Source organism: Rothia terrae (assembly GCF_012396615.1).
Taxonomy (GTDB): Bacteria; Actinomycetota; Actinomycetes; order Actinomycetales; family Micrococcaceae; genus Rothia; species Rothia terrae.
The window spans coordinates 12,955-34,508 of the sequence record NZ_JAAXPV010000021.1; the positions used below are offsets into that span (position 1 = coordinate 12,955).

Below are 21,554 nucleotides of genomic sequence, written 5' to 3' on the forward strand. Positions count from 1 at the left end.
AATTTATAGCTATTTTTCGGGTAAATAACTTGTCAAAAACGGCGCAGGAGGCGGTTATATGTTTCTAGGAACATATACACCTCGTCTTGATGCCAAAGGACGACTGATTTTGCCGGCTAAATTCCGACCTCAGCTTGCTGACGGTCTTGTGATTACACGAGGTCAGGAGCGCTGTTTATATGTATTTAGTGTTCAAGAATTTGAACGTATACATGAGCAAATGCGTGAGGCGTCCATGTCATCTAAACAGGCTCGAGACTACGTGCGTGTGTTCTTGTCCGGAGCAACCGACGAGGTACCCGACAAACAAGGACGCGTAACCATTGCGCCGATGCTGCGTGAATATGCAGGGCTAGATCAAGATTTAGCGGTGATTGGCGCTGGAACTCGAGCCGAAATTTGGAGTGCTGCTGCATGGGAGAGTTACCTGCAGGAGCAAGAAAGTCAGTTTGCTGAAACTGATCAAGACATTATTCCCGGGCTTTAGGCTCGGGTAAAGAGACGATATAAAGACAACGGTGAGGAAGCGAATGGACAAGAACACTGAGATGTTCGGGGCAACCCCAGAACCTTTAGCTTCTGAAAAGGCTGCTAAAGATAGGCACGTTCCTGTCATGCTTGATCGCTGTCTTGAATTGTTGGCTCCGGCTATTTCGCGTCCCGGTGCTGTCGTTGTGGACGGCACCTTAGGTATGGGCGGCCATTCAGAATTTATGTTGGAGCGTTTTCCTGATTTGACGATGATTGGTATTGACCGCGATTTGATGGCGCACCGTTTGGCGGGGGAGCGTCTTGCTCGTTTTGGAGATCGTTTTAAGCCTGTTCATGCGGTGTATGACGAAATCCCCGAGGCTGTTGCCGACCTAGGATTTTCAGGTATTGACGGTGTGTTGCTTGATCTCGGTGTTTCATCAATGCAGCTTGATGAGCGGGAACGCGGCTTTGCCTACTCGTACGACGCGCCGCTTGATATGCGCATGGATTCCACCGAGTCCTTGACCGCCCAAACCGTTGTCAACGAGTACGAAGAAGCTGAGCTTCGACGCATCATGCGCACGTACGGTGAAGAAAAATTTGCCGGAAAAATCGCATCGGCTATTGTCCGTCAGCGCGAGCAGAAACCCTTTGAAACCACTGGCGAGCTCGTGAAAGTTATTCAAAAAGCGGTGCCCGTTGGTGCACAGCGCAAAGGCGGGCACCCCGCCAAGCGCACCTTCCAGGCTTTGCGTATCGAAGTCAACCACGAGCTAGATGCCCTAGAGCGCGCTGTTCCCAACGCGATTGATACTTTGAATGTTGGCGGACGCATCGTTGCGATGAGTTATCACAGCTTGGAAGACAAGATTGTCAAGCGCGTGTTAACTGAACGCGCTACCTCGAGCGCTCCCAAGGGATTTCCGGTAGAGCTAGAAGAGCACAAGCCTTCACTGAAAATCATCACCCGTGGAGCCGAACCCCCCACAGAGGCGGAAATTGCTGAGAACTCCCGCGCAGCTAGCGCGAAATTGCGTGCCGCAGAAAAGATTAAGTAGCTAAAGGAAAGTTATGAGCGCAGAACCTCGCTTCAACGAGCAACAGGCGTCCACCCCAGCAGGTGCACACCTATCGGTTGTGCGCGAGAAAGCTGCTTCGCAAGCCGCTCATAAGTCTCAGCGAGCCGGCACCGCCAAGCAGGCGCGTCCTGCCCGCCGACGAGAGAGAGCACCGTTAGCAGTTCTGCCTTCCATTGGTCCGCGCGGACGCCGCCACTACGTTTTCTTCGTGGTGCTCGGTATTTTGATGGCGCTGGCGATGATCTTGGTCTTGAACATCAAAATCACTCAGCGTCAGTATGAACTGGTGGAGCTTCGTGCTCAAGAGACTGCCCTGCGTCAAGAAAATGAGCAGTTATCGCAGGAGATTGAGTTCTACCAGGCGCCCCAGAGTTTGGCCGTGCGAGCGAGCCAGCTGGGAATGGTGGCGGCTCATCAGCAGGCGACTCTCGATATCCGCGGAAATACTATTAGCGGTACTCCTGCCCCTGTTGTGAAGTCAGAAAACGATTCTGATAAGCCTGACTACAACAAGAACATGATTGACCCTCCGGCGCTTTCAGATACCGATGCGTATGCAACGGCAACGCAGCGTGCGCAGGAGCAAGCGCAAAAGGAAGAAAAAGAAAAAGCAGAGAAAGAGAAGAAGGAGAAAGAAGCTAAAGCTTCGGCAAGCGCTACAGCTACTCCCAATAGCTCAGCAAAGCCTACTCCTTCGTCCAACCAGTAATTTCTACCTCTAGCCACCTACGCAAAGGATTATCGAGCACGTGAGTTCACGAAAGCCCGCTGAAGATAAGCGTCAGACCCAGTACGCTATGGGCCGACGCGGTTTTTTGGCAAGTACTTTGGCGGTCGGCGGTACCGCTGCACTGGGCGGTCGTTTGCTGTACTTGCAGGGTCTTGATCCGACCGGTCGCGCGGCGAAGGCACTCGAACAGCGAACTCGAACTGTCGAGGTTCCTGCTTTGCGCGGCGAGATTTTGGATATCAATGGAAACGTGATGGCACGTACCGTTCAGCGGTATAACATCACCGTTGACCAGAAAGCTGTGCAGGATTTTGATCGTAACGTGCAGCAGGACGATGGCACATATAAGTCCGAGAAAATTAGTCCTGTCCAGGTGGTGTACGAACTAGCTGACATCCTTAAGATGAAGGACAACGACGTAAAGACTGCTCTCGATGGAGATAGCAGTTATCACGTGATTAAAGAGAACGTGACTCCCGATGTCTATAACCGCATTAGCGCATTGGATATTCCGTATATTTACGGCGAGGTGATTTCGGATCGTCTCTACCCTGATGGCTCTGTCGGCGGCTCTATTGTGGGTCGTTACAGCATCATTGAAGAAAAGGTAGAGGGCACCGAAAACGATGTTCAAGATACCAATTACTCGGTGGGTATCGAGAAGGTCTTTGAAGAAGAACTTGCCGGAGTTTCTGGCTCCCGAACCTACGAAATCTCTGCCGATGGTGTGCGCATCCCCGTGGGCGAGGAACACATTAAGCAAGCCGAAAACGGTAAGAGTGTACGTCTAACTATCAACCAGGATATTCAGTACTTCGCGCAGCAGGTAGTCAAAGCCCGCGCTGATGAGCTGAAAGCTGAGTGGGCGTGTGCCGTGGTGATGGATGTGCGCGATGGCTCTGTGCTTGCTCTTGCTGATTCATCGACCATGGACCCTGGCTCTGAGAAGTTTAAGCTAGAAGACATGACTCCGCGTGCTATTTCGCAGGCTGTTGAGCCTGGTTCTACCGAAAAGTTGCTGACAGCCTCGGCAGTTATTGATCAGGGATTAGCTGATCCTCTGACGGTTTTCGATGTTCCCGCGCAACTTGAGATTGATGGTCAGACGATTACGGATGCGTTTGATCACGGTGCTGAAAAGCGTACTTTGAACGGTATTATCGCCGACTCTATGAACACGGGTACCGTTCTTGCCGGAAAGCAGCTGACCCCTGAACAGCGCTATGACTGGATTAAAAAATACGGCATGGGTGAGTACACCGGTATTGAGCTTAGCGGTGAGAGCCAGGGATTGGTGAGCGACTGGCGCGAGTGGGACGTGCGTCAGCAGTACACTGTGCTGTTTGGACAGGGCGTAGCTCAGACTCCCTTGCAGACCTGTATGATTTACCAGACTCTTGGCAATAAGGGCGTGCGCTTGAAGCCGCGCATCGTCGATGCGATTATCGATACCGACGGCACCGAGCATAAGACTGAGGTCGCCGAGGGTATTCGGGTGGTGTCTGAGAAGACAGCCGAGCAGTGCCTTACTCTCATGGAAAACGTTGTTGAGCATTCTAAAACAGGCGATGCTAAGGTGAACGGTTATCGCGTGGGCGGTAAGACCGGTACAGCGGAGGCGCCGAGCGAGACCAAAGCCGGTTTCGATGGTTACACCACATCGTTTATTGGGTTGGCGCCCATTGAGGATCCCCAATACCTCGTGGGTATCACTTTGCAGCGTCCGCAGGGCTCTGTATATACCGTGGGCGCAACAGCGCAGTTTTCGCAGCTCATGGAGAAAGTTCTGCAAACCTATAATGTTCCGCATTCCACCACGGAACCTAACGTGTTGCCTAAGTTTGAAGACAAAGATAAAGAATAATAAGCAATAGAATAAAATTACTGTTGCTTACGAGCACTTGAAATAAACGTGCAGATGACAAGGAGAAACCGTGGACACCGCAGAATTTGAGGGTTCAGCGCAGACGCTGCGTCCTTCAAACGTTGCCGGCTATGAGGTTGAAAGCGTAAAGAACCTCATCGAGGAGCTCGGTTATCAGGCTCGGATCGAAAGTGCAGGTAGCTCTTCGATCACAGGTCTTAGCATGGACTCGCGAGAAGTCCAGCCAGGCGATCTCTATGTGGCCTTACCTGGCGCTCGTGCTCACGGTGCTGAGTTCGCTCAAGCTACAGTGAAATCTGGCGCCTCCGCTATCTTGACGGACGCGCGCGGTGCTGAACTCATTGGCGAGTTGCCAGAGAGCATCGGTCTGCTTGTCTGCGAGGACTTGCGCGCCGTGGTCGGCCCTATTTCTGCTCGAATTTATAACTCGCAGCCCGAAAACGCAGATGATTTCTCGCTGTTTGCTGTCACCGGCACCAACGGTAAGACAACGACCACCTACATGATTAATTCCATCATGCAGTCGTTGGAACACACTACCGGTTTGATTGGCACCATTGAGATTGTTGCAGGCGGTGTAGCTATTCCTTCTAAGCTCACCACCCCCGAATCACCGCACGTACATTCTTTGCTGTCGCTGATGCGTGAGCGCGGAATCACCTCTGCAGCTATGGAAGTATCTTCACACGCCTTGGACTACCGTCGTGTAGATGGCATCCGCTACAGCGTAGCCGGATTTACTAACTTGACTCAGGATCACCTTGACCTTCACGGCACTATGGACAGCTATTTCGCATCCAAGGCTGCTTTGTTTACTCCCGAGCGTGCCGCACGAGCTGTTATCTTGACGGACGATGCGTGGGGTACCCCCATGGCTGATTCTGCTGATCAGGCAATGGGGCAGAGCAACGTGGTTCGTCTGTACAGCAACATGGGCAAGGGCTATGATGTAGCACCGCAACTCGCTGAAAACGATTGGGCTCTTACGGACGTAAAACGCTCAGGTATCGGTCATGATTTCACCGTTGTCCGTGGCGACGGCGTAACTCTACGCACCTCCACACAGCTCCCCGCAGATTTCAACGTTTCGAACGCTGCCTTAGCCGCTGTCATGGTGGCGGAAAGTGGTGTAGACCTTGAGGCTCTCTCGGCTGTGCTGAAGCGACCTGAGACTTTGACCCCGCTCGTGCCCGGTCGTATGCAGCTCATTGCTCACACGCCAACCGCGCTCGTTGACTTCGCACATAACCCCGATGCTCTCAAACGAGCCTTAGAAGCTGTTGAACCGGCAGAAGCGGACGGACGCGTGATCGTAGTCTTTGGCGCAACGGGCGAACGCGACCAAACCAAGCGTCCTATCATGGGCGATATCGCAGCGCAGTATGCAGACATCGTTATTGTTACTGACGATGATCCTCACAATGAGGCTCCCGCTCCCATCCGCGAAGCAGTAGAAGCCGGCGCTCGCGCAGCTCAAGAACAGGGCGCTCGCGCTCAAGAAGTTCACAACATTGAGCCGCGCTCACGAGCTATCGAATTCGCGGCAAGCATCGCCGGTGAACACGACTCAATCGTCGTTGCCGGACGCGGCCACGAAACCGCTCAGGACGTTGCCGGTGAAGACCTTGAACTCGACGACCGCGTAGAAGTTGCACGCGCACTCACCCAGCAGGGCTACGACGTTTTGCCCGACTACCGCTTGGACTAAGGAAGCAATAACCCATGATTGAACTTTCAGCAGCCGAGGTTACTCAAGCAGTAGCCGGAACGCTTATGGGAGCAGACGACGAAAGCGCTCAAAGCATCCGTGTCAGCTCAGCAACCACAGATTCACGCGAGGTTGTAGCCGGTACTTTGTTCTTGGCTAAGCCAGGTGAGACCACTGACGGGCATAATTTTGTTCCCTCAGCTTTTGAATCCGGTGCAACACTAGCCCTAGTCGAACGTCAGATCACTGACGCCAACGGAGCGCTGTACCCCAGCGTCCTTGTGGACGACGTTGTTCTTGCTATGGGGCGCCTGGCTGCTTTCATTATTGAGAAGCTTCGTGGAGCGGGCGAAATCACTGTTATCGGAATCACCGGGTCCGCAGGTAAAACCACCACTAAAGACCTCCTTGCCGGCATCTTCGCAACCGCAGGAAAAACTGTAGCTCCCGTGGGCTCGTTCAACGGTGAAGTCGGTGTGCCCCTAACGGTCTTCCGTGCAGAATACGACACTCGCTATCTCGTAATCGAGATGGGTGCGGACGGTCTGGGACACATCGAGTACCTCGCTAATATTGTCAAACCTGACGTCGGTGCGATTCTCAAAGTCGGTACAGCTCACGCTGGCGAATTTGGGGGAGTCGACAACATCGAAAAAACCAAGGGTGAGCTTGCCGAAGGCGTCAGCCAGGCGCTCGCACTCAACGATGACGACTACCGCGTGCGTCGTATGATTTCTCGTTCCTCAGTACCCACCATTTACTTTGGTGTGGGAGAATCCAACCACGACGGTGGCGTTCAGCCTCGAGTCTTTGCCACCAACCTGGTCACCGGCGCTACCGGATGCCCGGAATTCACCTTGCATTTTCCCGATGGGCAAAGCTTTGCAATCGCTTCACGCCTGATCGGTGAACACCACGTGTACAACCTGCTGGCAGCTGCTACCTTGGCGTACCAGGTAGGAATCGAAACCTCTGTTATCGCAGAAAAACTCAACGAGCTCGGCGCCACATCCCGCTGGCGCATGGAACGTACCGAACGTGAAGACGGCGTCACCGTTATTAACGATGCCTACAACGCCAACCCGGAATCAATGGCAGCAGCACTTCGCGCGCTGGCTCAGCTCGGTCGCCAGGAGCCCCCGCGTCGTACATGGGCAGTGCTTGGCGCCATGCTAGAACTGGGTGATGCTTCTGCTGAGGAACATGACAAGCTCGGTCGCCTAGCGGTGCGCATGAATATTTCTAAGTTGATTGCTATCGGCGCAGAAGCTAAGCCTATCTACAATGCTGCTCATCTTGAGGGGTCCTGGGGAAATGAAGCAACCTGGGTAGAAACCAACGACCAGGCCCTGGAGATCCTACGTTCTGAGCTTGCACCAGGCGACGTTGTACTTTTCAAGTCTTCCAACGCGGCCAAAGTCAAAGATCTCGGCGATCAGGTAGCGCAGGACGCACCGGAAAACCACGCTACTGAGACGCGCACCGCATCGTGGTTAAGTGCTGGGGACTTCGTGAACCCTGTAAACTCAGACTTTGGCGCGAAAACGACGCCGGACGATACGCAGGAATAACAAGGGAAGGCACAAAGAACTCCTATGATTCCAATCCTGTTAGCAGCCGCTTTTGGTCTGCTTATCTCGATTTTTGGTACACCGATGTTCACCAAGTACTTGGTGCGACAGCATTACGGCCAGTTCATTCGTGAAGACGGCCCTACCTCGCACCAAGTTAAGCGCGGTACCCCCACTATGGGCGGTGTCGTCATTATGGCTGGTGCAACCGGTGGTTTCTTGCTGTCTATGTTGCTTTCAGCTTTGCTGTTTGGTACCCAGGCGCTGCCTTCTGTTTCTGTCTGTCTTCTTCTCTTCTTGATGCTCGGCATGGCCGGCGTTGGTTTCATCGATGACTACAAGAAAATCGCTAAGAAGCAGTCTGAAGGTTTGACTCCTAAAGGCAAGATTTTCTTGCAGGGTCTCATCGGCGTTATTTTTGGTGTCTTGGCACTGTGGTTCCCCAACCAGTATGGTTGGACTCCGGCCTCCACTCACGTATCTTTTACTCGAGATACCGCTTTTGACTTGGCCTTCTTCGGGTCGATTATCGGCGTTATTCTCTTTGTCTTGTGGGCTAACCTTATTGCTACCGCAACCACCAACGCGGTTAACCTGACCGACGGTCTTGATGGTTTGGCATCAGGCGTCGCCATCATGGTATTCAGCGGTTACATGCTGATGACCATGTGGCAGAACAAGCACCTGTGCCTGCCAGGCGCAACAGATGGGGTCTGCTACGAAGTACGTGACTCACTGCAACTTTCTATGATGGCGGCAGCACTGGTTGGCTCACTCATCGGTTTCCTCTGGTGGAACACCTCACCTGCATCCATCTTTATGGGCGACACCGGTTCGCTGGGTCTGGGCGGTGCACTTGCTGCTTTCGCAATTCTGACTCGTACTGAACTGCTGCTCATCATTATTGCCGGTCTATTCGTCATGATTTCAGCATCCGTTATTTTGCAGGTTGGCTACTTCAAAATTTCAGGCGGTAAGCGCATCTTCCGTATGGCACCTTTGCAGCACCACTTTGAGCTGCTGGGCTGGCCCGAGGTTAAGGTTGTTGTCCGCTTCTGGATTATTGCCGGTCTCTTTGTACTCGCCGCGCTTGGCCTGTTCTACGGTGATTGGCTCATCAGCGAGGGAGGAATGCTCTAATGCGAGCAACCAACGAAAACCCTATTTTGCCCAATGCTCGTTTAGATCAGCTCACTAGCTGGGATTCTGACTGGGCGGGACTGAAAGTCGTTGTGGCTGGTCTGGGCGTCTCAGGCTTCTCAGCAGCAGACACCCTTATTGAACTTGGTGCCCGCGTTGTTGTTGTGGACGGCAACGCCAGCGATGTCAATCAAGAAAAAGAACAGACTCTTCGCATTATCGGTGCGGCAGACGTCCTTCTGGGCGAAGGCGTCATGGACGACCTTCCCACCGTTGACGGTGACAAAGCTGACCTCGTCATCACTTCACCCGGATTGCGTCCGACCCTCGGTATTTTTGCCGACGCGGTTAAGCAAGGGGTGCAAATTTGGGGCGATGTAGAGCTTGCCTGGCGGTTGCGCGAACGCGAAGGACGCAAGACGGCGCAGTGGCTGTGCATTACCGGCACAAACGGTAAGACCACCACTGTGGGTATGCTCGAATCGATTTTGCAGACCGCTGGGTTCAAAGCGATTGCTGTAGGCAATGTGGGTACTCCCATTCTTGATGCGCTACGCGATCCGGTGGAATACGACTTCTTCGCTGTTGAACTTTCAAGCTTCCAGTTGCACTGGACCCACAGCATGTCTCCTCTAGCTTCGGTTGTTTTGAACGTCGCTGAAGATCACGTTGACTGGCATGAGGGTTACGCTAACTACTTGGCTGATAAGGCTCGTATCTACGAGAACACTCAGGTTGCCTGCATTTTCAACGCTAACCAGAACGAAATCGTAAAGATGGTTGAAGAAGCTGACGTGATTGAAGGCGCGCGTGCTATCGGTTTCTGGGCAAATACTCCTAGCATCTCAATGCTTGGCGTCATTGACGGCCTGCTAATTGACCGCGCCTTCTTGGACGATCGCCACACGAAGGCTCTGGAAATTGGTGCGGTTCAAGATACCGGTCAGCTTCCAACCCGCCACACCATTGAAAACGCTTTGGCTGCTTCTGCTTTAGCTCGCGCAGCCGAGATTGAACCTGAAAAGATCCGCGAAGGTTTGCGTGCCTACGAGCCCGGTGCTCACCGCATCCAGTTAGTAGCAAACACTCACGGAGTGCTGTGGGTAAACGACTCTAAGGCTACGAACCCGCACGCAGCAAACGCATCGCTGGCGTCTTTTAAGCCTGTTATCTGGATTGCCGGCGGCCTGTCTAAAGGCGTGGAATACGATGAACTGGTCACCGAACACAAAGACCGACTCAAAGCGGTCATTGTGATTGGCACCGATCACCAAAAGCTACTGGACGCTCTAGAGCACCACGCGCCGGAGGTCCCGGTTCATAACATCACAGAGCGAGCTAAAGACCAGGGTCTTGACCCGACCGATGGGCACTGGGCAATGAGCCAAGCAGTAGCTGTAGCGCATGAACTGTCAGCTCAAGATGACACCGTGTTGATGGCTCCGGCTGCTGCATCCATGGACCAGTTCGACACCTATGCGCACCGTGGCAATACATTTATTGATGCGGTTGCCAAATTAGTAGATGACATCAACGGTTAAAACCCGCTTTAAGAACAGCCGAAAGTCCTAGGATTTTCGGCTGTTCTTTACACTTTTAGCTTGTACAATCACAGCGTAAAACCACTGAGATATCTTTTGATATTGAGGAGAGAAGTTCATGAGCGCACCTGCCGCTAGCCGGTCAGATTCTTCGCGTATGCCGTTGCCTAGGCGCAAAGTGTCTTCGCTACGTCGTACCTATGATCGGGCATATAACCGTTTTTCGATGATGAGCATCAAAGATGTGCCGCTACTGCTGTGGTTGCTTGCTTTGTTGCTGACCGGTTTTGGTTGCATGATGGTTCTTTCAGCGTCGTTTGTTGAAAGTATCGCTCAGGGACTTGAGCCCTACGCCCAGGCGTTTAGCCAGCTGCGTTCGGCTGCATTGGGCGTGATTATCATGCTTGTTGCGTCGCTGACTCCGGTGACCTGGTATCGCAATAAGGTTGTGCCTCATCTCTTGCTCGCCTTGGCCCTTGTCATGCAGTTAGCTGTGATTGTTGCGGGTGTAACCATCAACGGTAACCGTAACTGGATTCGGCTAGGTGGACAGAGCCTTCAGCCCTCAGAAATTAGCAAACTTCTCTTAATCCTGTGGCTGGCCTATGTTTTGAACCTGCGCGGAGATCTATCGAAATCTAAGCTTGGCGATAGTATTTTCAAAATCGTTGTGCCATCCGCTGTGGGCTTTGGTGCGCTGGTTTTCATGATTCTGCTGGGCCACGACTTGGGTACCGTAATCGTGTATTCGATTATTTATGTGGGTATGCTGTGGATGCTCGGTGTGCCGAAGAAACTTATGCTCGGTGCAATCGCGGCGGTCGGTTTCGTGGGCCTGATTTTTGTACTCACCAGCCCTAACCGTCTTGATCGTATTTTCGCGGTATTTGGTAACTGCACCGGCTTTGTCTGCGATCAGTCCAATGCCGGTATGGCTGCTCTAGCGACCGGTGGTATTTGGGGAGTAGGTCTTGGCCAGTCGCGCCAGAAGTACAGTTACCTACCTGAGGCGCATAACGACTACATCTTCGCAATTATTGGTGAAGAACTGGGACTGGTCGGAACCATTATGACGCTTGTGCTGTATGTGGGTCTGATTTATTGTGCGGTGCGCATTTTGTTGCGCTCCTCAGACCGTTACATCCGTTTGGCAACTTCGGGCATTCTGCTGTGGCTCTCAGCTCAGATGCTCATCAACGTTGCAATGGTGACAGGCATGGGCCCCGTGATCGGTGTGCCGCTACCGTTCGTTTCTTACGGTGGTACCTCTCTCATGGCTTCAATGGCAGCTGCTGGCTGCCTGGTGGCTTTTGCCCGGCAAACCCCCTTGACCTCTCTGGCGGGGGAGCCGCGTCTTGATGATCCCGCGCGTCTTGCCAATCCCTTAGAGCGTAAGGATGCTGAACGACGCGCTAAGCTGTTGCCTGTTATCCGCGAAGAAGAAAAAGCTCGCGCCCACGAGGCTCCCATTGACTGGAGTCCTGTGCTGGCTCGCCTGGGTTTGCAGACCGCTACTTCTTCACCTCAACGTAGGCGTCCTGCACCGGCTCAGCCCGGTCAAGGACGCGGTGCGCATCGTCCTTCGCCTGTTCGTACAGAACGTAAGCGTCAGCAGCAAACGCAACGTAATGCCTCGGCAAAAGTCCGCCGTACTGACTCATCAAAGGTGAGTGCTTCTCCTGCCGCAAGGCGTCCTGTATCTGCAGACTCAGCTTCATCTAGGGGCACTACGTCCTCGCGCGGTGCGGAAGCTGCGGTAACTCGTCGACCAAAGAATGCTTCTACTGAGCGGCGCGCAACTCCGTCGCAGACGGGCAAGAAAGTGTCTTCGCCTGTGAAAACACAACCGCAACAACCCGTAAAGAAGTCTTCACCGCAAGCAGCCCCGCTGCCTCCGGGGCTAAAGCCAATTCGCAAAGCACGTAAGACCGACCGCTAATTCTTGAGTCTAGAGCAGCGTGGTTTGAGGAAAGGATACGTTTAGAGAATCATCGCTTCACCGCGTAGACTTAGGATTAATACGCAAAATTTTATTGGAGTTTGAGATGAGCAAAGCACCTTCAGTAGTACTTGCTGGCGGTGGAACCGCTGGGCATATTAGCCCGATGCTGTCTATTGCAGATGCCATCAAGGCTGAAGCGCCAGAGACGAAGATTCTGACAGTGGGAACATCCGGAAGCATGGAAGAACGTCTAGTGCCTGAGGCCGGATACGATATTGAGTTCATTCCTAAGGTTCCTTTTCCGCGTCGTCCTAATGCGGCTGCTCTAAAATTTCCTCTTCAGTTCAATAAGGCTTTGAAACAAGCGGCCGATATTTTGCGTCGTGCAGAGGCAGACGTAGTGGTCGGCGTGGGCGGTTACGTCTGCACACCGATGTATCTGGCTGCGCATAAGCTGAACATTCCTGTAGTAATTCACGAGGGCAATGCGAAACCTGGCCTAGCTAATAAGGTCGGCGCAAAGAAAGCTCGCCTTGTAGCTACCGCGTTTGAAAACACCCCTATTGCGGGTGCCCGCTATGTTGGTATGCCCATGCGCGGTGAGGTAGCGTCCGTTGATCGCAATGCTCGTCGCAATGACGCCCGTAAAGCTCTGGGAATTGATGCTGATCTTCCCACCATTATTGTGACCGGTGGTTCTTTGGGTGCCTTGAGCATGAACACCACCGTTAAAGCCATTGCCGGTTTGCTCGAGGAGTGGGGCATTCAGTTGCTTCACATCACCGGACACGACAAGGTCGTACTCGATGATTCAGGCAAACCGCTTGAAGCCACTAACTACCGACAGGTTGAGTTCATCAACGGTATGCAGGACGTCTACGCCGCTGCAGATTTACTGGTAGTACGAGCAGGAGCTGCAACCGTCAGCGAAATCGCAGCTGTGGGCGTACCCGCAGTCTTTGTTCCGCTTCCTATTGGCAATGGTGAGCAGGCACTGAACGCCCGTGGATTGGTGGACGCTGGTGCAGCCCTGCTGGTGAAAGACTCCGAGTTCACCCCTGAATGGTTCTCAGCAAACATTCCCACACTTGTTAAAGACAGCGAAACGCTAGCCGACATGGCAACTAAGTCATACAGCCACGGTATTCGAAACGCGGCGCAGGTTATGGCACACGAAGTATTGAAGGTGGCAGGTAAATGACTAAATCAATGATGAATCTTGATCTTGAGATGCCCGAGGTTCTGAATCCTCCGTTTGCGGCGCGTCCCCGTCTTTCAGATCTAGGACGCGCGCACTTTGTGGGTATCGGTGGCGCTGGTATGTCTGCCGTGGCTCGTTTGATGTTGCAGGCTGGGGTTGAAGTTTCAGGCTCTGATCAGCGTGAAAGCGCCGGGCTTAACGCGCTTCGAGCTCAGGGAGCTAAGGTTACTGTGCCTCAGGCTGCGCAGAACGTTGAGGGCGTCCAGACCGTTGTGGTTTCGACCGCTATCAAGGCGGACAATCCCGAGATGGTTGCTGCTCGTGAGCTGGGTCTTCGTATCATTCACCGCTCAGAAGCCTTGGCTGCTGCAATGGGAGATTCTCAGGTTATTGCTGTTGCAGGTACGCACGGTAAGACCACCACGTCGTCCATGATTGCAGTGATGTTTGACGGGCTTGCGCAGGATCCCTCCTTTGCTGTGGGATCAGAAATTGCAGGTTACGGTACCAATGCTCACTTGGGTAGTACCTCTGAAACCTCATGGTTTGTTGCTGAGGCTGACGAGTCTGATGGCTCTTTTGTTCGTTATCTGCCCCAGATTGCAGTGGTTACTAACGTTGAGCCTGACCACCTTGATTTCTATGGCACCGCTGAAAAAGTGTATGAATCCTTCAACCGCTTTGTGGCGTCCATGAATGATGACGGTGTGCTCGTGACGTGTGCTGACGATGCAGGGGCGATGGATTTGGCGCGCCGTAGCCGCGAGGCAGGTGTTCAGGTAGTCACCTACGGCGAATCTGCAGAGGCAGATGTGCAGCTATTGGGTTCCACCAGCGAAGGAATCGTGTGTTCTTCAAACATCCGATGGGACTTTGAACTGGGTGGAAAGAGCTACCAAGGTGCAACAACTCTGACTCTTAACATCCCCGGCATCCATAATCAGCTCAATGCAACTGCAGGCTTCGTGTGTGGTTTGCTCGCGGGCTCTGACCCCGTTGAAATTGTTCAGGCGCTGAGTAAGTTTACCGGTACCGACCGTCGTTTCACCTTGCGCGGTGTAGCTAACGGTGTGAGCGTATTTGATGACTACGCGCATCATCCCACCGAAGTTCAGCGCGCTCTTGAAACCGGACGAACCGTGGCTGCCGGACACAACCTGTATGTCATGTTCCAGCCGCACCTGTTCTCACGTACGCAGGAATTTTCACGCGAGTTCGCTCAGGCTCTGTCTTTAGCTGACCGTTCCTACGTGCTAGATATCTATCCGGCCCGTGAACTCCCAATCGAGGGTGTCACCAGCCACCTTATTACCGATGCCGGTTATTCAGAGGTGAAGTACGCTCATAGTGGCCATGAGGCTGTTGAACTGATTGCTCAGCAGGCTCAGCCTGGCGATATTGTCATGACGGTTGGTGCTGGTGATATCACCTCGTACGGGAATGCTCTCATCGAAGCGCTTGCTACCCAGGAAAACTAGTCTTTCCATCTCAACTTCTTGATCAAGACACAACCAGTAAAGGATGTCTCTCACGTGGCTGAACAACAGAACCCTGAGGTGAGTGCTAACTCGCCGAAGGTGCGACGCCTTGATACTGCTGATGAGCTGGTGAGCGTCGAGGACCAAAAAGTTGGTCGGCTGACTCAGTGGCGGGCTGCAACGAAAGAACGCAATGCGCAACAGGGACAGAAAAAGGCAGTTCATACCCCCGAGATTGATAGACGGTTATCGCAATTGCGTCAGCAACGTAAGCGCAAGAAAGCTAAGCGGTGGGCGGTTGCGCTTGGAGCTTTTCTTGTAGCTACCGTGCTATTCGTGGGAATTGTCTTTTACTCGCCTTTACTTGCTATTCGCACCATCACCGTGCAGGGGGCGCATCTGCTATCAGAGGACTATGTGCAGCAGCAGCTCTCTGATCTAGACGGTGTGCCGCTGACGCGTGTGAGCGAACAAGATGTTCAGAACAGGTTGGGGGAGAACTCCATTCTTAGAGGTGTCACTATTGAGTCGCATCCGCCCCATGAGTTGGTAGTTCGCTTGCAAGAGCGCGTTCCGGTTGCTGTAGTCGAACAGGATAAAAAGTTCTATCTGGTTGATTCTGACGGTGTACAACTTGGTACCGTAGACTCTGTTGAGGATGCCGGTGTGCCGTTAATCGGCGGAGGCTTAGACGCTACTCATAAAGATTCCTTTGGGCCTATCACGCAGGTTCTTGCGTCCTTGCCGAGTTCGTTGATTTCGGAAGTCTCTGAGACTAAAGCGGATTCTTCATCGACTATCACGTTGAAAATGAAAGACGGTAGTACGGTGATGTGGGGGACCTCCTCTGAAAGTGAACTTAAAGCTAAGGTTCTAATTTCATTGCGTGAAGCACTGTCGGAGAATGGCGGGGTAGATACTTATGATGTTTCCAGCCCGCTTCACCCCACCACTAAATAGTCTAAAGTTAAACTTTAGGTTTTAGGCAATTTGCTGTTTTTGGGTAAAAAGTGCCTGATTGTAAGAAACATATGCGACATGCGCATATTGTATTGATACTCTTTTATGTGAGTATGTAGGTAAATAGTCGTTCAGGTTCCTTCAATCTAAAGATGAAGGTTTAAGTCTGAGCGATTGAAATCAAGATTTATTGAGGGACAAATGGACGCAGCAACTCCCCAGAATTACCTGGCTGTTATCAAGGTAGTTGGTATCGGTGGCGGCGGCGTAAACGCTGTTAACCGCATGATTGAGGTTGGTCTTCGCGGTGTTGAATTCATTGCTATCAACACTGACGCTCAGGCGCTGCTGATGTCAGATGCTGACGTCAAGCTTGATGTAGGACGCGAACTTACTCGCGGTCTCGGTGCGGGTGCTAATCCCGAGGTTGGCCGACAGGCAGCAGAAGATCACGAGCAGGAGATTGAAGAAGTACTCAAGGGTGCTGACATGGTCTTCGTAACCGCTGGTGAGGGTGGTGGCACCGGTACCGGTGGCGCTCCCGTAGTTGCGCGCATCGCTCGTTCACTCGGTGCTTTGACCATTGGTGTTGTGACCCGCCCCTTCACCTTCGAAGGCCGCCGTCGTTCAAACCAGGCAGAAACCGGTATCGCAGCTCTTCGCGACGAAGTTGATACCCTCATCGTTATTCCTAACGATCGTCTGCTTTCAATCTCAGACCGAAACGTTTCAATGCTGGATGCGTTCAAGTCAGCTGATCAGGTTCTGCTCTCCGGTGTTCAGGGCATCACCGACTTGATTACCACTCCGGGTCTGATCAACCTTGACTTCGCTGACGTTAAGTCAGTGATGCAGGGTGCTGGCTCAGCATTGATGGGTATTGGTTCAGCTTCAGGTGAAGACCGCGCAGTCAAGGCAGCTGAGCTTGCAATCGCATCACCTTTGCTCGAGGCATCCATCGATGGTGCGCACGGCGTTCTGCTGTCCATCCAGGGTGGCTCAGACTTGGGTCTGTTCGAAATCAACGAGGCGGCTCGCCTGGTTCAGGAAGTTGCACACCCCGATGCGAACATCATCTTCGGTGCTGTTATCGATGACGCTCTTGGTGATGAAGCGCGCGTGACCGTGATTGCAGCTGGTTTCGATTCGGTAAACCCCGAAACCAACTCAAACAACAACAACGCGGCAGCTTCACAGGCTCAGCGCACTCAGCAGACCTTCGGCGGTAACTCTGCACAGCAACAGCCCGGTGTTGGCTCAGCGCCTCAGCGCGGTGGTTTCTCATCAGCTCCCGCGTCCAACAACTGGTCACAGTCCAACAACGACGTTCCCGCTTCCGCAGGCTTCGATGTAGATTTACCTCCGGTTGTTGATGATTCTTCATCAAATTCTCGCAAGGATTCGCTGGACGTTCCTGACTTCCTGAAGTAATTCTTGCCTATGGGCTATTGAGTAAGAGGTCGAGGCTTTGAGTCTCGACCTCTTGCTGTACCACTTCACGTTATTCGCTGTTCTAAGGAGTCTCGGTGAGCACTTTATTTGCCCAAGAAAAAGTGACCTTGGGCGAGCATCGAGTGTGTGTTGGTTTTACTTCGGTAGATACCGGAAATCTAGGCTTGCACGTGGGTGATAATGCACGTGCAGTGCAGATGTCCAGGGTCTTGCTTGATCGAGAGCTGGGGCTGATGGAGGGGTCTGTCGCCTACCTCAACCAGGTGCATGGAATCCACGTGGCTACCGATAAGGAGCTGGAGCCAGTTACTTGTCGAGATGCGGCAGAGAAGTCGGGTGCTGAGTTGCTGGAAACCGCACCTGTTGCCGATGCTGCCATCAGTGAGAACGCTCGCGCTTTGGCTGTGATGGTGGCAGATTGTGTACCGCTTGTTTTTTGTGCATCTCGACAAGAGGGGTTTCCTCTGATGGCTGTGGCTCACGCTGGACGACGTGGGTTGCTGGACGGTGTTATTCAACAAACCTTGGCGTCCTTAGAAGCAAAGGGCGCTACTGGCATCCAGGTATGGGTTGGGCCTTCAATCTGCGGTAAATGCTATGAGGTGCCATCAGCTATGCATGATGAGTCTGTTGCGCAGCACCCTGAGCTTGATTCTGAGACGAGCTGGGGTACTCCTGCGCTTGATCTACCTGCAGCAGCTGTTGCTATTGCCAGCCGGCATCACCTTGTGTCTCGCGTGAGTACAGAGTTCAACGCTTGCACCTTTGAAAATAAGAATTTGTTTTCGCACAGACGCGGCGCACCCCACGGCCGAATTGCTGGAGTAATTTGGAAGGAAGAACAATGAATGAACGTGTAGAGGAGCTTCGGGCTCGTCTTGAGAAAGTTCAGGACGCTATTGCTGAGGCATCCACTGATTATTCTGCTGTTCGGAACGAAACCTCTCGCGATGTTGAGCTCATGGTTGTGACCAAGTTTTTTCCCGCATCCGATGTGGAAAAACTCTATTCGATCGGCGTGCGCCATGTCGGTGAAAACCGAGATCAAGAAGCATCTGTCAAGGCACGTGATCTAGATTCGCTCACCTTGAACAATGAGAGTCCTTTGCGCTGGTCTTTCATTGGTCAGTTGCAAACAAACAAAGCAAAGTCAGTGGTGCGCTACGCAACGGACGTGCATTCCGTGGATCGTCCTTCGCTGGCTAAGGCATTGGCGAAGGCTTACACTAACCAGCTCAACCGCTATGAGGCAGAAGAAGATTCTGCTCCGTTGGCGCACAGCTTGGGCGGGTTGAAGTGCTTTGTGCAGGTGAGCCTTGATGAGGACGCTGCTGCAACAGCAGGTCAAGCTGCTGAAGGAAAGCGCGGCGGAAGCGACGCTGATGCTGCTCTTGAGATTGCGCAACTTCTTGAAGAGCTACCGGGGTTGAGTTGCGCGGGCGTGATGGGTGTTCCTCCGCTGGGTGGAGACCCTGACCAGGCCTTTGAACGTCTTTATGGTATTTCATCGCGTCTTCGCGAACAGTTTCCACACGCAGATCAGATTTCAGCAGGAATGAGTGGCGACATGGAATCTGCAATCCGCTGGGGATCCACCATCGTTCGTGTGGGGTCGCAGATTATGGGACCGCGTCCGCTGGTACAGTAGAACATATCGGTAGGAGCGTAGTTTTCAGCAAGTTCCAATCCAATAGATTTATTATTGATAAAAATGCTCAGTATAAGGAGAGACGATGGCTCGAACCCTGCAGCAGGCTATGGCATACCTTGGACTCGCTGAACCAGGTGAGCCCGTGCCTAATCAGCCGCGTAAAGCACCTGCTCATCAGGAAGAATATTACAGCGACGATGATTTGGACTTCCCTCGCGAAGAGTTCTTTGAGGACTACACTACTACGACAGTTGAGCCCGTAGAAGAAGAGCCAGAGGTCGAAGAAGAGTCAGATTTTAATGAGGTTTTTGAATCTACTCCTATTGCTGAGCGTCCTCAACCTTCTACCTCTGGCAGTAGAGCAGCTCGCGCCGTCCGCCCTCTTGAAACCCACTACGAAAGCGAAGAAGAATTGCGCCGTATTACCACTATTCACCCCCGTTCGTACAATGATGCAAAAATTATCGGTGAATCATTCCGTGAGAATATTCCCGTCATCATGAACGTGACAGATATGGGTGAGGGAGAAGCTAAGCGCTTGGTTGATTTCTCAGCTGGCTTGGCGTTCGCTCTTCACGGTTCCATTGAGCGTGTGACAGACAAGGTCTTTTTGTTGACCCCCGCTAACCTCGAGGTGTTAGGTGCGGAAGGTGCTGATATTCCTCTTTCTGTCGATGAGGATTCAAACCACCTCTTCAACCAGGCATAGGTTGTTGAATGGGATACGTTTTTGCGCTGTTAACAATCGCTGTGTATCTCTTTTACATAGCTCTCATTTTGCGCTTGGTCTTTGACTGGGTGCAGATGTTCTCGCGTTATTGGAAGCCGAAGGGCATTGTGTTGGTGGTGGCGTCGGCTGTTTATGCCGTTTCTGATCCTCCGATGAATGCGTTGCGACGCCGGATCCCCCCTTTGCGTCTTGGCGCTGTTGGTCTGGATGTCGGCTTCCTCATTCTTGTGATTGCGGTTGGTTTTGCTCAGACGATCTTGCGTGGAATTACTGCGGGACTTTCATAGTTTTTACTTGGTTTAAGTTTTAAGTATAAAATTTTTCTCTTTTGGTAGCTTCGTAGGCTGTTTGGGGGATAGAATTTTAGTGCTTTATCAATGCCGTGACAGTGAGCATTTCATAAAGTGAACGCATGGATTGGTGAGCGATGTGTCGTAATGATGTGTTTCATTTCAAGTTCTGTGTGTAGACACTAGTAACGATGAAGATTTCCTCTGAAAATAAACCTACACGGGTTTTCTGGCTGGTTTTGAGGTTGTCGAGCGCTCAAAAGATTGTAGAATCTTATTCCGTTAGAGATGTTTTGGGGTAACATCTGACCGTTTTATCCAAAACGGTTGTATTCGAATTATGAGGTGATTCACTCGTGGCTCTTACGCCAGAAAACGTGATCAACAAGGGGTTCAAATTCACGAAGTACACCAAGGGCTACTCCATGGAGGAAGTCGATGACTTTCTTGATGAGGTAGTGGTTGAGTTTCGCCGATTGAATGCTGAAAACGCTTCACTCAAGCGACAGCTCGAAGAAGCTGAGAATCAGCTGTCTCAGGCTAGTGCTTCTGAAAATGAGATGCTTGAGGCAGAGGTGGTTGAAGATTCAACGCCTGTCAACGCTTCTGAAACCGTTGTTCAGAACACTGAGTCTGTAGTTGCGGAGCCTGAAGTTGCACCTGTTTCTACAGCGCGACCTGATAACGCCACCTCTTTGCTTGCTATGGCTCAGAAGGTGCACGACGAATACGTTGCTGCTGGTAAGGCAGAAAAAGAACGTATGATTGGTGAGGCTCGAAAAGAAGCAAACACTATGCTTTCTGATGCTCGCACCGAGCGTAATCGTATGTTGGCTGATTTGGATCAGACCAAGAAGCAGCTTGAGAATTCTGTTGATAGCTTACGTACCTTTGAAAAGCAGTACCGCCAGGGCCTGCGTGAATTCATGGAAGCGAATTTGAAAGAACTGAATTCGACGCCGAATATTGAAGCTCAGAAAGTGAGCACTTCGCAAGTGACTGATGCTGTTTAGGCGTATAAAACTTATTAAAAGTGGTGGGTAAGACAGTATAGGTCTTGCCCATCATTTTTATGTGTGATGAGTGCGCCGTCTGAGGTCATAGGTGTCAGTGGTAGCTCGCGTGTATGCTTGATAAGTTATTCGGTTTCGCGAAAGGGTTGCGTGAGGTGAACGCAGGGCAGGATGTTGTTCGTACCGGTCGTTTAGTGAGTTCTCATTCTAAGTGGGTTCTCGCTATTGTCCTCTTTGTGTTGGTCTACGTGATTGACCAGGGTTCTAAATGGTTGGTCGAACACGCGATGACACTGGGGCAACGGATTGAAATTATTCCCGGTGTTTTTCGTTGGTTTTACATTCTGAATCCGGGCGCCGCTTTCTCGTTCGGCGAAGGTCATACCTGGGTTTTTACGGTGATTCAGGCGGTCGCGGCAGTAATAGTTGTGACGGCATTGATGCGGGCTCGTGCACTATGGTGGGTCGTATCTCTTGCCTGTCTGCTGGGCGGTATTTTAGGGAACCTCACGGATCGTTTATTCCGCGCACCTGGATTTGCGATTGGGCATGTCGTTGACTTCATCTCCGTGAGCAATTTCGCTATTTTCAACATTGCAGATAGCGCTATTTGCCTTGCGATGGCAGCAATCATCATCATGACAGTTGCGGGACTTAAGCTCGATGGAACCTTTGAAAAATCTGCATCAACCAGCGAGGAGAAATAACT

Annotated in this window: 19 protein-coding genes; all 19 read left to right on the forward strand. The window is 52.2% G+C overall.

What is annotated here, in order from left to right; genetic code table 11:
* Window positions 1-58 precede the first annotated feature (58 nt).
* The 19 genes from mraZ (at window position 59) to lspA (ending at window position 21,552) form a co-directional block, all read left to right on the forward strand.
* Window positions 59-487 carry a division/cell wall cluster transcriptional repressor MraZ gene (mraZ, locus tag HF984_RS10090; protein WP_168615550.1) on the forward strand — a complete coding sequence of 143 codons (429 nt, stop codon included), beginning with the start codon at window positions 59-61 and terminating at the stop codon, window positions 485-487.
* 43 nt (window positions 488-530) lie between these two features.
* The gene (gene rsmH, locus HF984_RS10095; protein WP_168615551.1) at window positions 531-1,532 is read left to right on the forward strand and encodes a 16S rRNA (cytosine(1402)-N(4))-methyltransferase RsmH; all 1,002 of its coding nucleotides are present in this window, start codon (window positions 531-533) and stop codon (window positions 1,530-1,532) included.
* A gap of 13 nt (window positions 1,533-1,545) precedes the next feature.
* Entirely contained in the window at window positions 1,546-2,262 is a 717-nt protein-coding gene (gene ftsL, locus HF984_RS10100) for a cell division protein FtsL (protein WP_168615552.1), read from the forward strand.
* Window positions 2,263-2,302: 40 nt separating this feature from the next.
* Complete coding sequence (locus tag HF984_RS10105) at window positions 2,303-4,147, forward strand: peptidoglycan D,D-transpeptidase FtsI family protein (protein ID WP_228008041.1); 1,845 nt, start codon at window positions 2,303-2,305, stop codon at window positions 4,145-4,147.
* A gap of 70 nt (window positions 4,148-4,217) precedes the next feature.
* Window positions 4,218-5,876, forward strand: a complete 1,659-nt coding sequence (locus HF984_RS10110) for a UDP-N-acetylmuramoyl-L-alanyl-D-glutamate--2,6-diaminopimelate ligase (RefSeq protein WP_168615553.1) — start codon at window positions 4,218-4,220, stop codon at window positions 5,874-5,876.
* 14 nt (window positions 5,877-5,890) lie between these two features.
* On the forward strand, window positions 5,891-7,447 hold the full coding sequence (locus tag HF984_RS10115) for a UDP-N-acetylmuramoyl-tripeptide--D-alanyl-D-alanine ligase (protein ID WP_168615554.1): 1,557 nt from the start codon (window positions 5,891-5,893) through the stop codon (window positions 7,445-7,447).
* Between the two features lie 24 nt (window positions 7,448-7,471).
* Entirely contained in the window at window positions 7,472-8,587 is a 1,116-nt protein-coding gene (gene mraY / locus HF984_RS10120; protein WP_168615555.1) for a phospho-N-acetylmuramoyl-pentapeptide-transferase, read from the forward strand.
* The gene (gene murD / locus HF984_RS10125; protein WP_168615556.1) at window positions 8,587-10,128 is read left to right on the forward strand and encodes a UDP-N-acetylmuramoyl-L-alanine--D-glutamate ligase; all 1,542 of its coding nucleotides are present in this window, start codon (window positions 8,587-8,589) and stop codon (window positions 10,126-10,128) included. Before mraY ends, murD begins: the two co-directional genes overlap by 1 nt.
* Window positions 10,129-10,246: 118 nt before the next feature.
* Window positions 10,247-12,067, forward strand: a complete 1,821-nt coding sequence (locus HF984_RS10130; RefSeq protein ID WP_168615557.1) for a peptidoglycan glycosyltransferase FtsW — start codon at window positions 10,247-10,249, stop codon at window positions 12,065-12,067.
* Window positions 12,068-12,173: 106 nt separating this feature from the next.
* Complete coding sequence (gene murG / locus HF984_RS10135; RefSeq protein ID WP_168615558.1) at window positions 12,174-13,271, forward strand: undecaprenyldiphospho-muramoylpentapeptide beta-N-acetylglucosaminyltransferase; 1,098 nt, start codon at window positions 12,174-12,176, stop codon at window positions 13,269-13,271.
* Window positions 13,268-14,749 (forward strand): UDP-N-acetylmuramate--L-alanine ligase, encoded by a 1,482-nt coding sequence (gene murC, locus HF984_RS10140; protein WP_168615559.1) that lies wholly within the window; start codon window positions 13,268-13,270, stop codon window positions 14,747-14,749. Before murG ends, murC begins: the two co-directional genes overlap by 4 nt.
* 54 nt (window positions 14,750-14,803) lie before the next feature.
* On the forward strand, window positions 14,804-15,709 hold the full coding sequence (locus HF984_RS10145; RefSeq protein WP_168615560.1) for a cell division protein FtsQ/DivIB: 906 nt from the start codon (window positions 14,804-14,806) through the stop codon (window positions 15,707-15,709).
* Window positions 15,710-15,910: 201 nt separating this feature from the next.
* Entirely contained in the window at window positions 15,911-17,140 is a 1,230-nt protein-coding gene (gene ftsZ / locus HF984_RS10150; RefSeq protein ID WP_168615561.1) for a cell division protein FtsZ, read from the forward strand.
* A 95-nt stretch (window positions 17,141-17,235) separates the two neighbouring features.
* The gene (locus HF984_RS10155) at window positions 17,236-18,009 is read left to right on the forward strand and encodes a purine nucleoside phosphorylase YfiH/LACC1 family protein (protein WP_168615562.1); all 774 of its coding nucleotides are present in this window, start codon (window positions 17,236-17,238) and stop codon (window positions 18,007-18,009) included.
* Window positions 18,006-18,809, forward strand: coding sequence for a YggS family pyridoxal phosphate-dependent enzyme (locus HF984_RS10160; RefSeq protein ID WP_168615563.1), 804 nt, complete (start codon window positions 18,006-18,008; stop codon window positions 18,807-18,809). Before HF984_RS10155 ends, HF984_RS10160 begins: the two co-directional genes overlap by 4 nt.
* Window positions 18,810-18,894: 85 nt before the next feature.
* On the forward strand, window positions 18,895-19,521 hold the full coding sequence (locus tag HF984_RS10165) for a cell division protein SepF (protein WP_168615564.1): 627 nt from the start codon (window positions 18,895-18,897) through the stop codon (window positions 19,519-19,521).
* An 8-nt stretch (window positions 19,522-19,529) separates the two neighbouring features.
* The gene (locus tag HF984_RS10170; RefSeq protein ID WP_168615565.1) at window positions 19,530-19,829 is read left to right on the forward strand and encodes a YggT family protein; all 300 of its coding nucleotides are present in this window, start codon (window positions 19,530-19,532) and stop codon (window positions 19,827-19,829) included.
* Between the two features lie 359 nt (window positions 19,830-20,188).
* Entirely contained in the window at window positions 20,189-20,845 is a 657-nt protein-coding gene (locus HF984_RS10175) for a DivIVA domain-containing protein (RefSeq protein WP_168615566.1), read from the forward strand.
* Between the two features lie 113 nt (window positions 20,846-20,958).
* Window positions 20,959-21,552: a signal peptidase II gene (gene lspA, locus HF984_RS10180; RefSeq protein WP_168615567.1), complete on the forward strand. Its 594-nt coding sequence runs from the start codon at window positions 20,959-20,961 to the stop codon at window positions 21,550-21,552.
* Window positions 21,553-21,554: the final 2 nt, after the last annotated feature.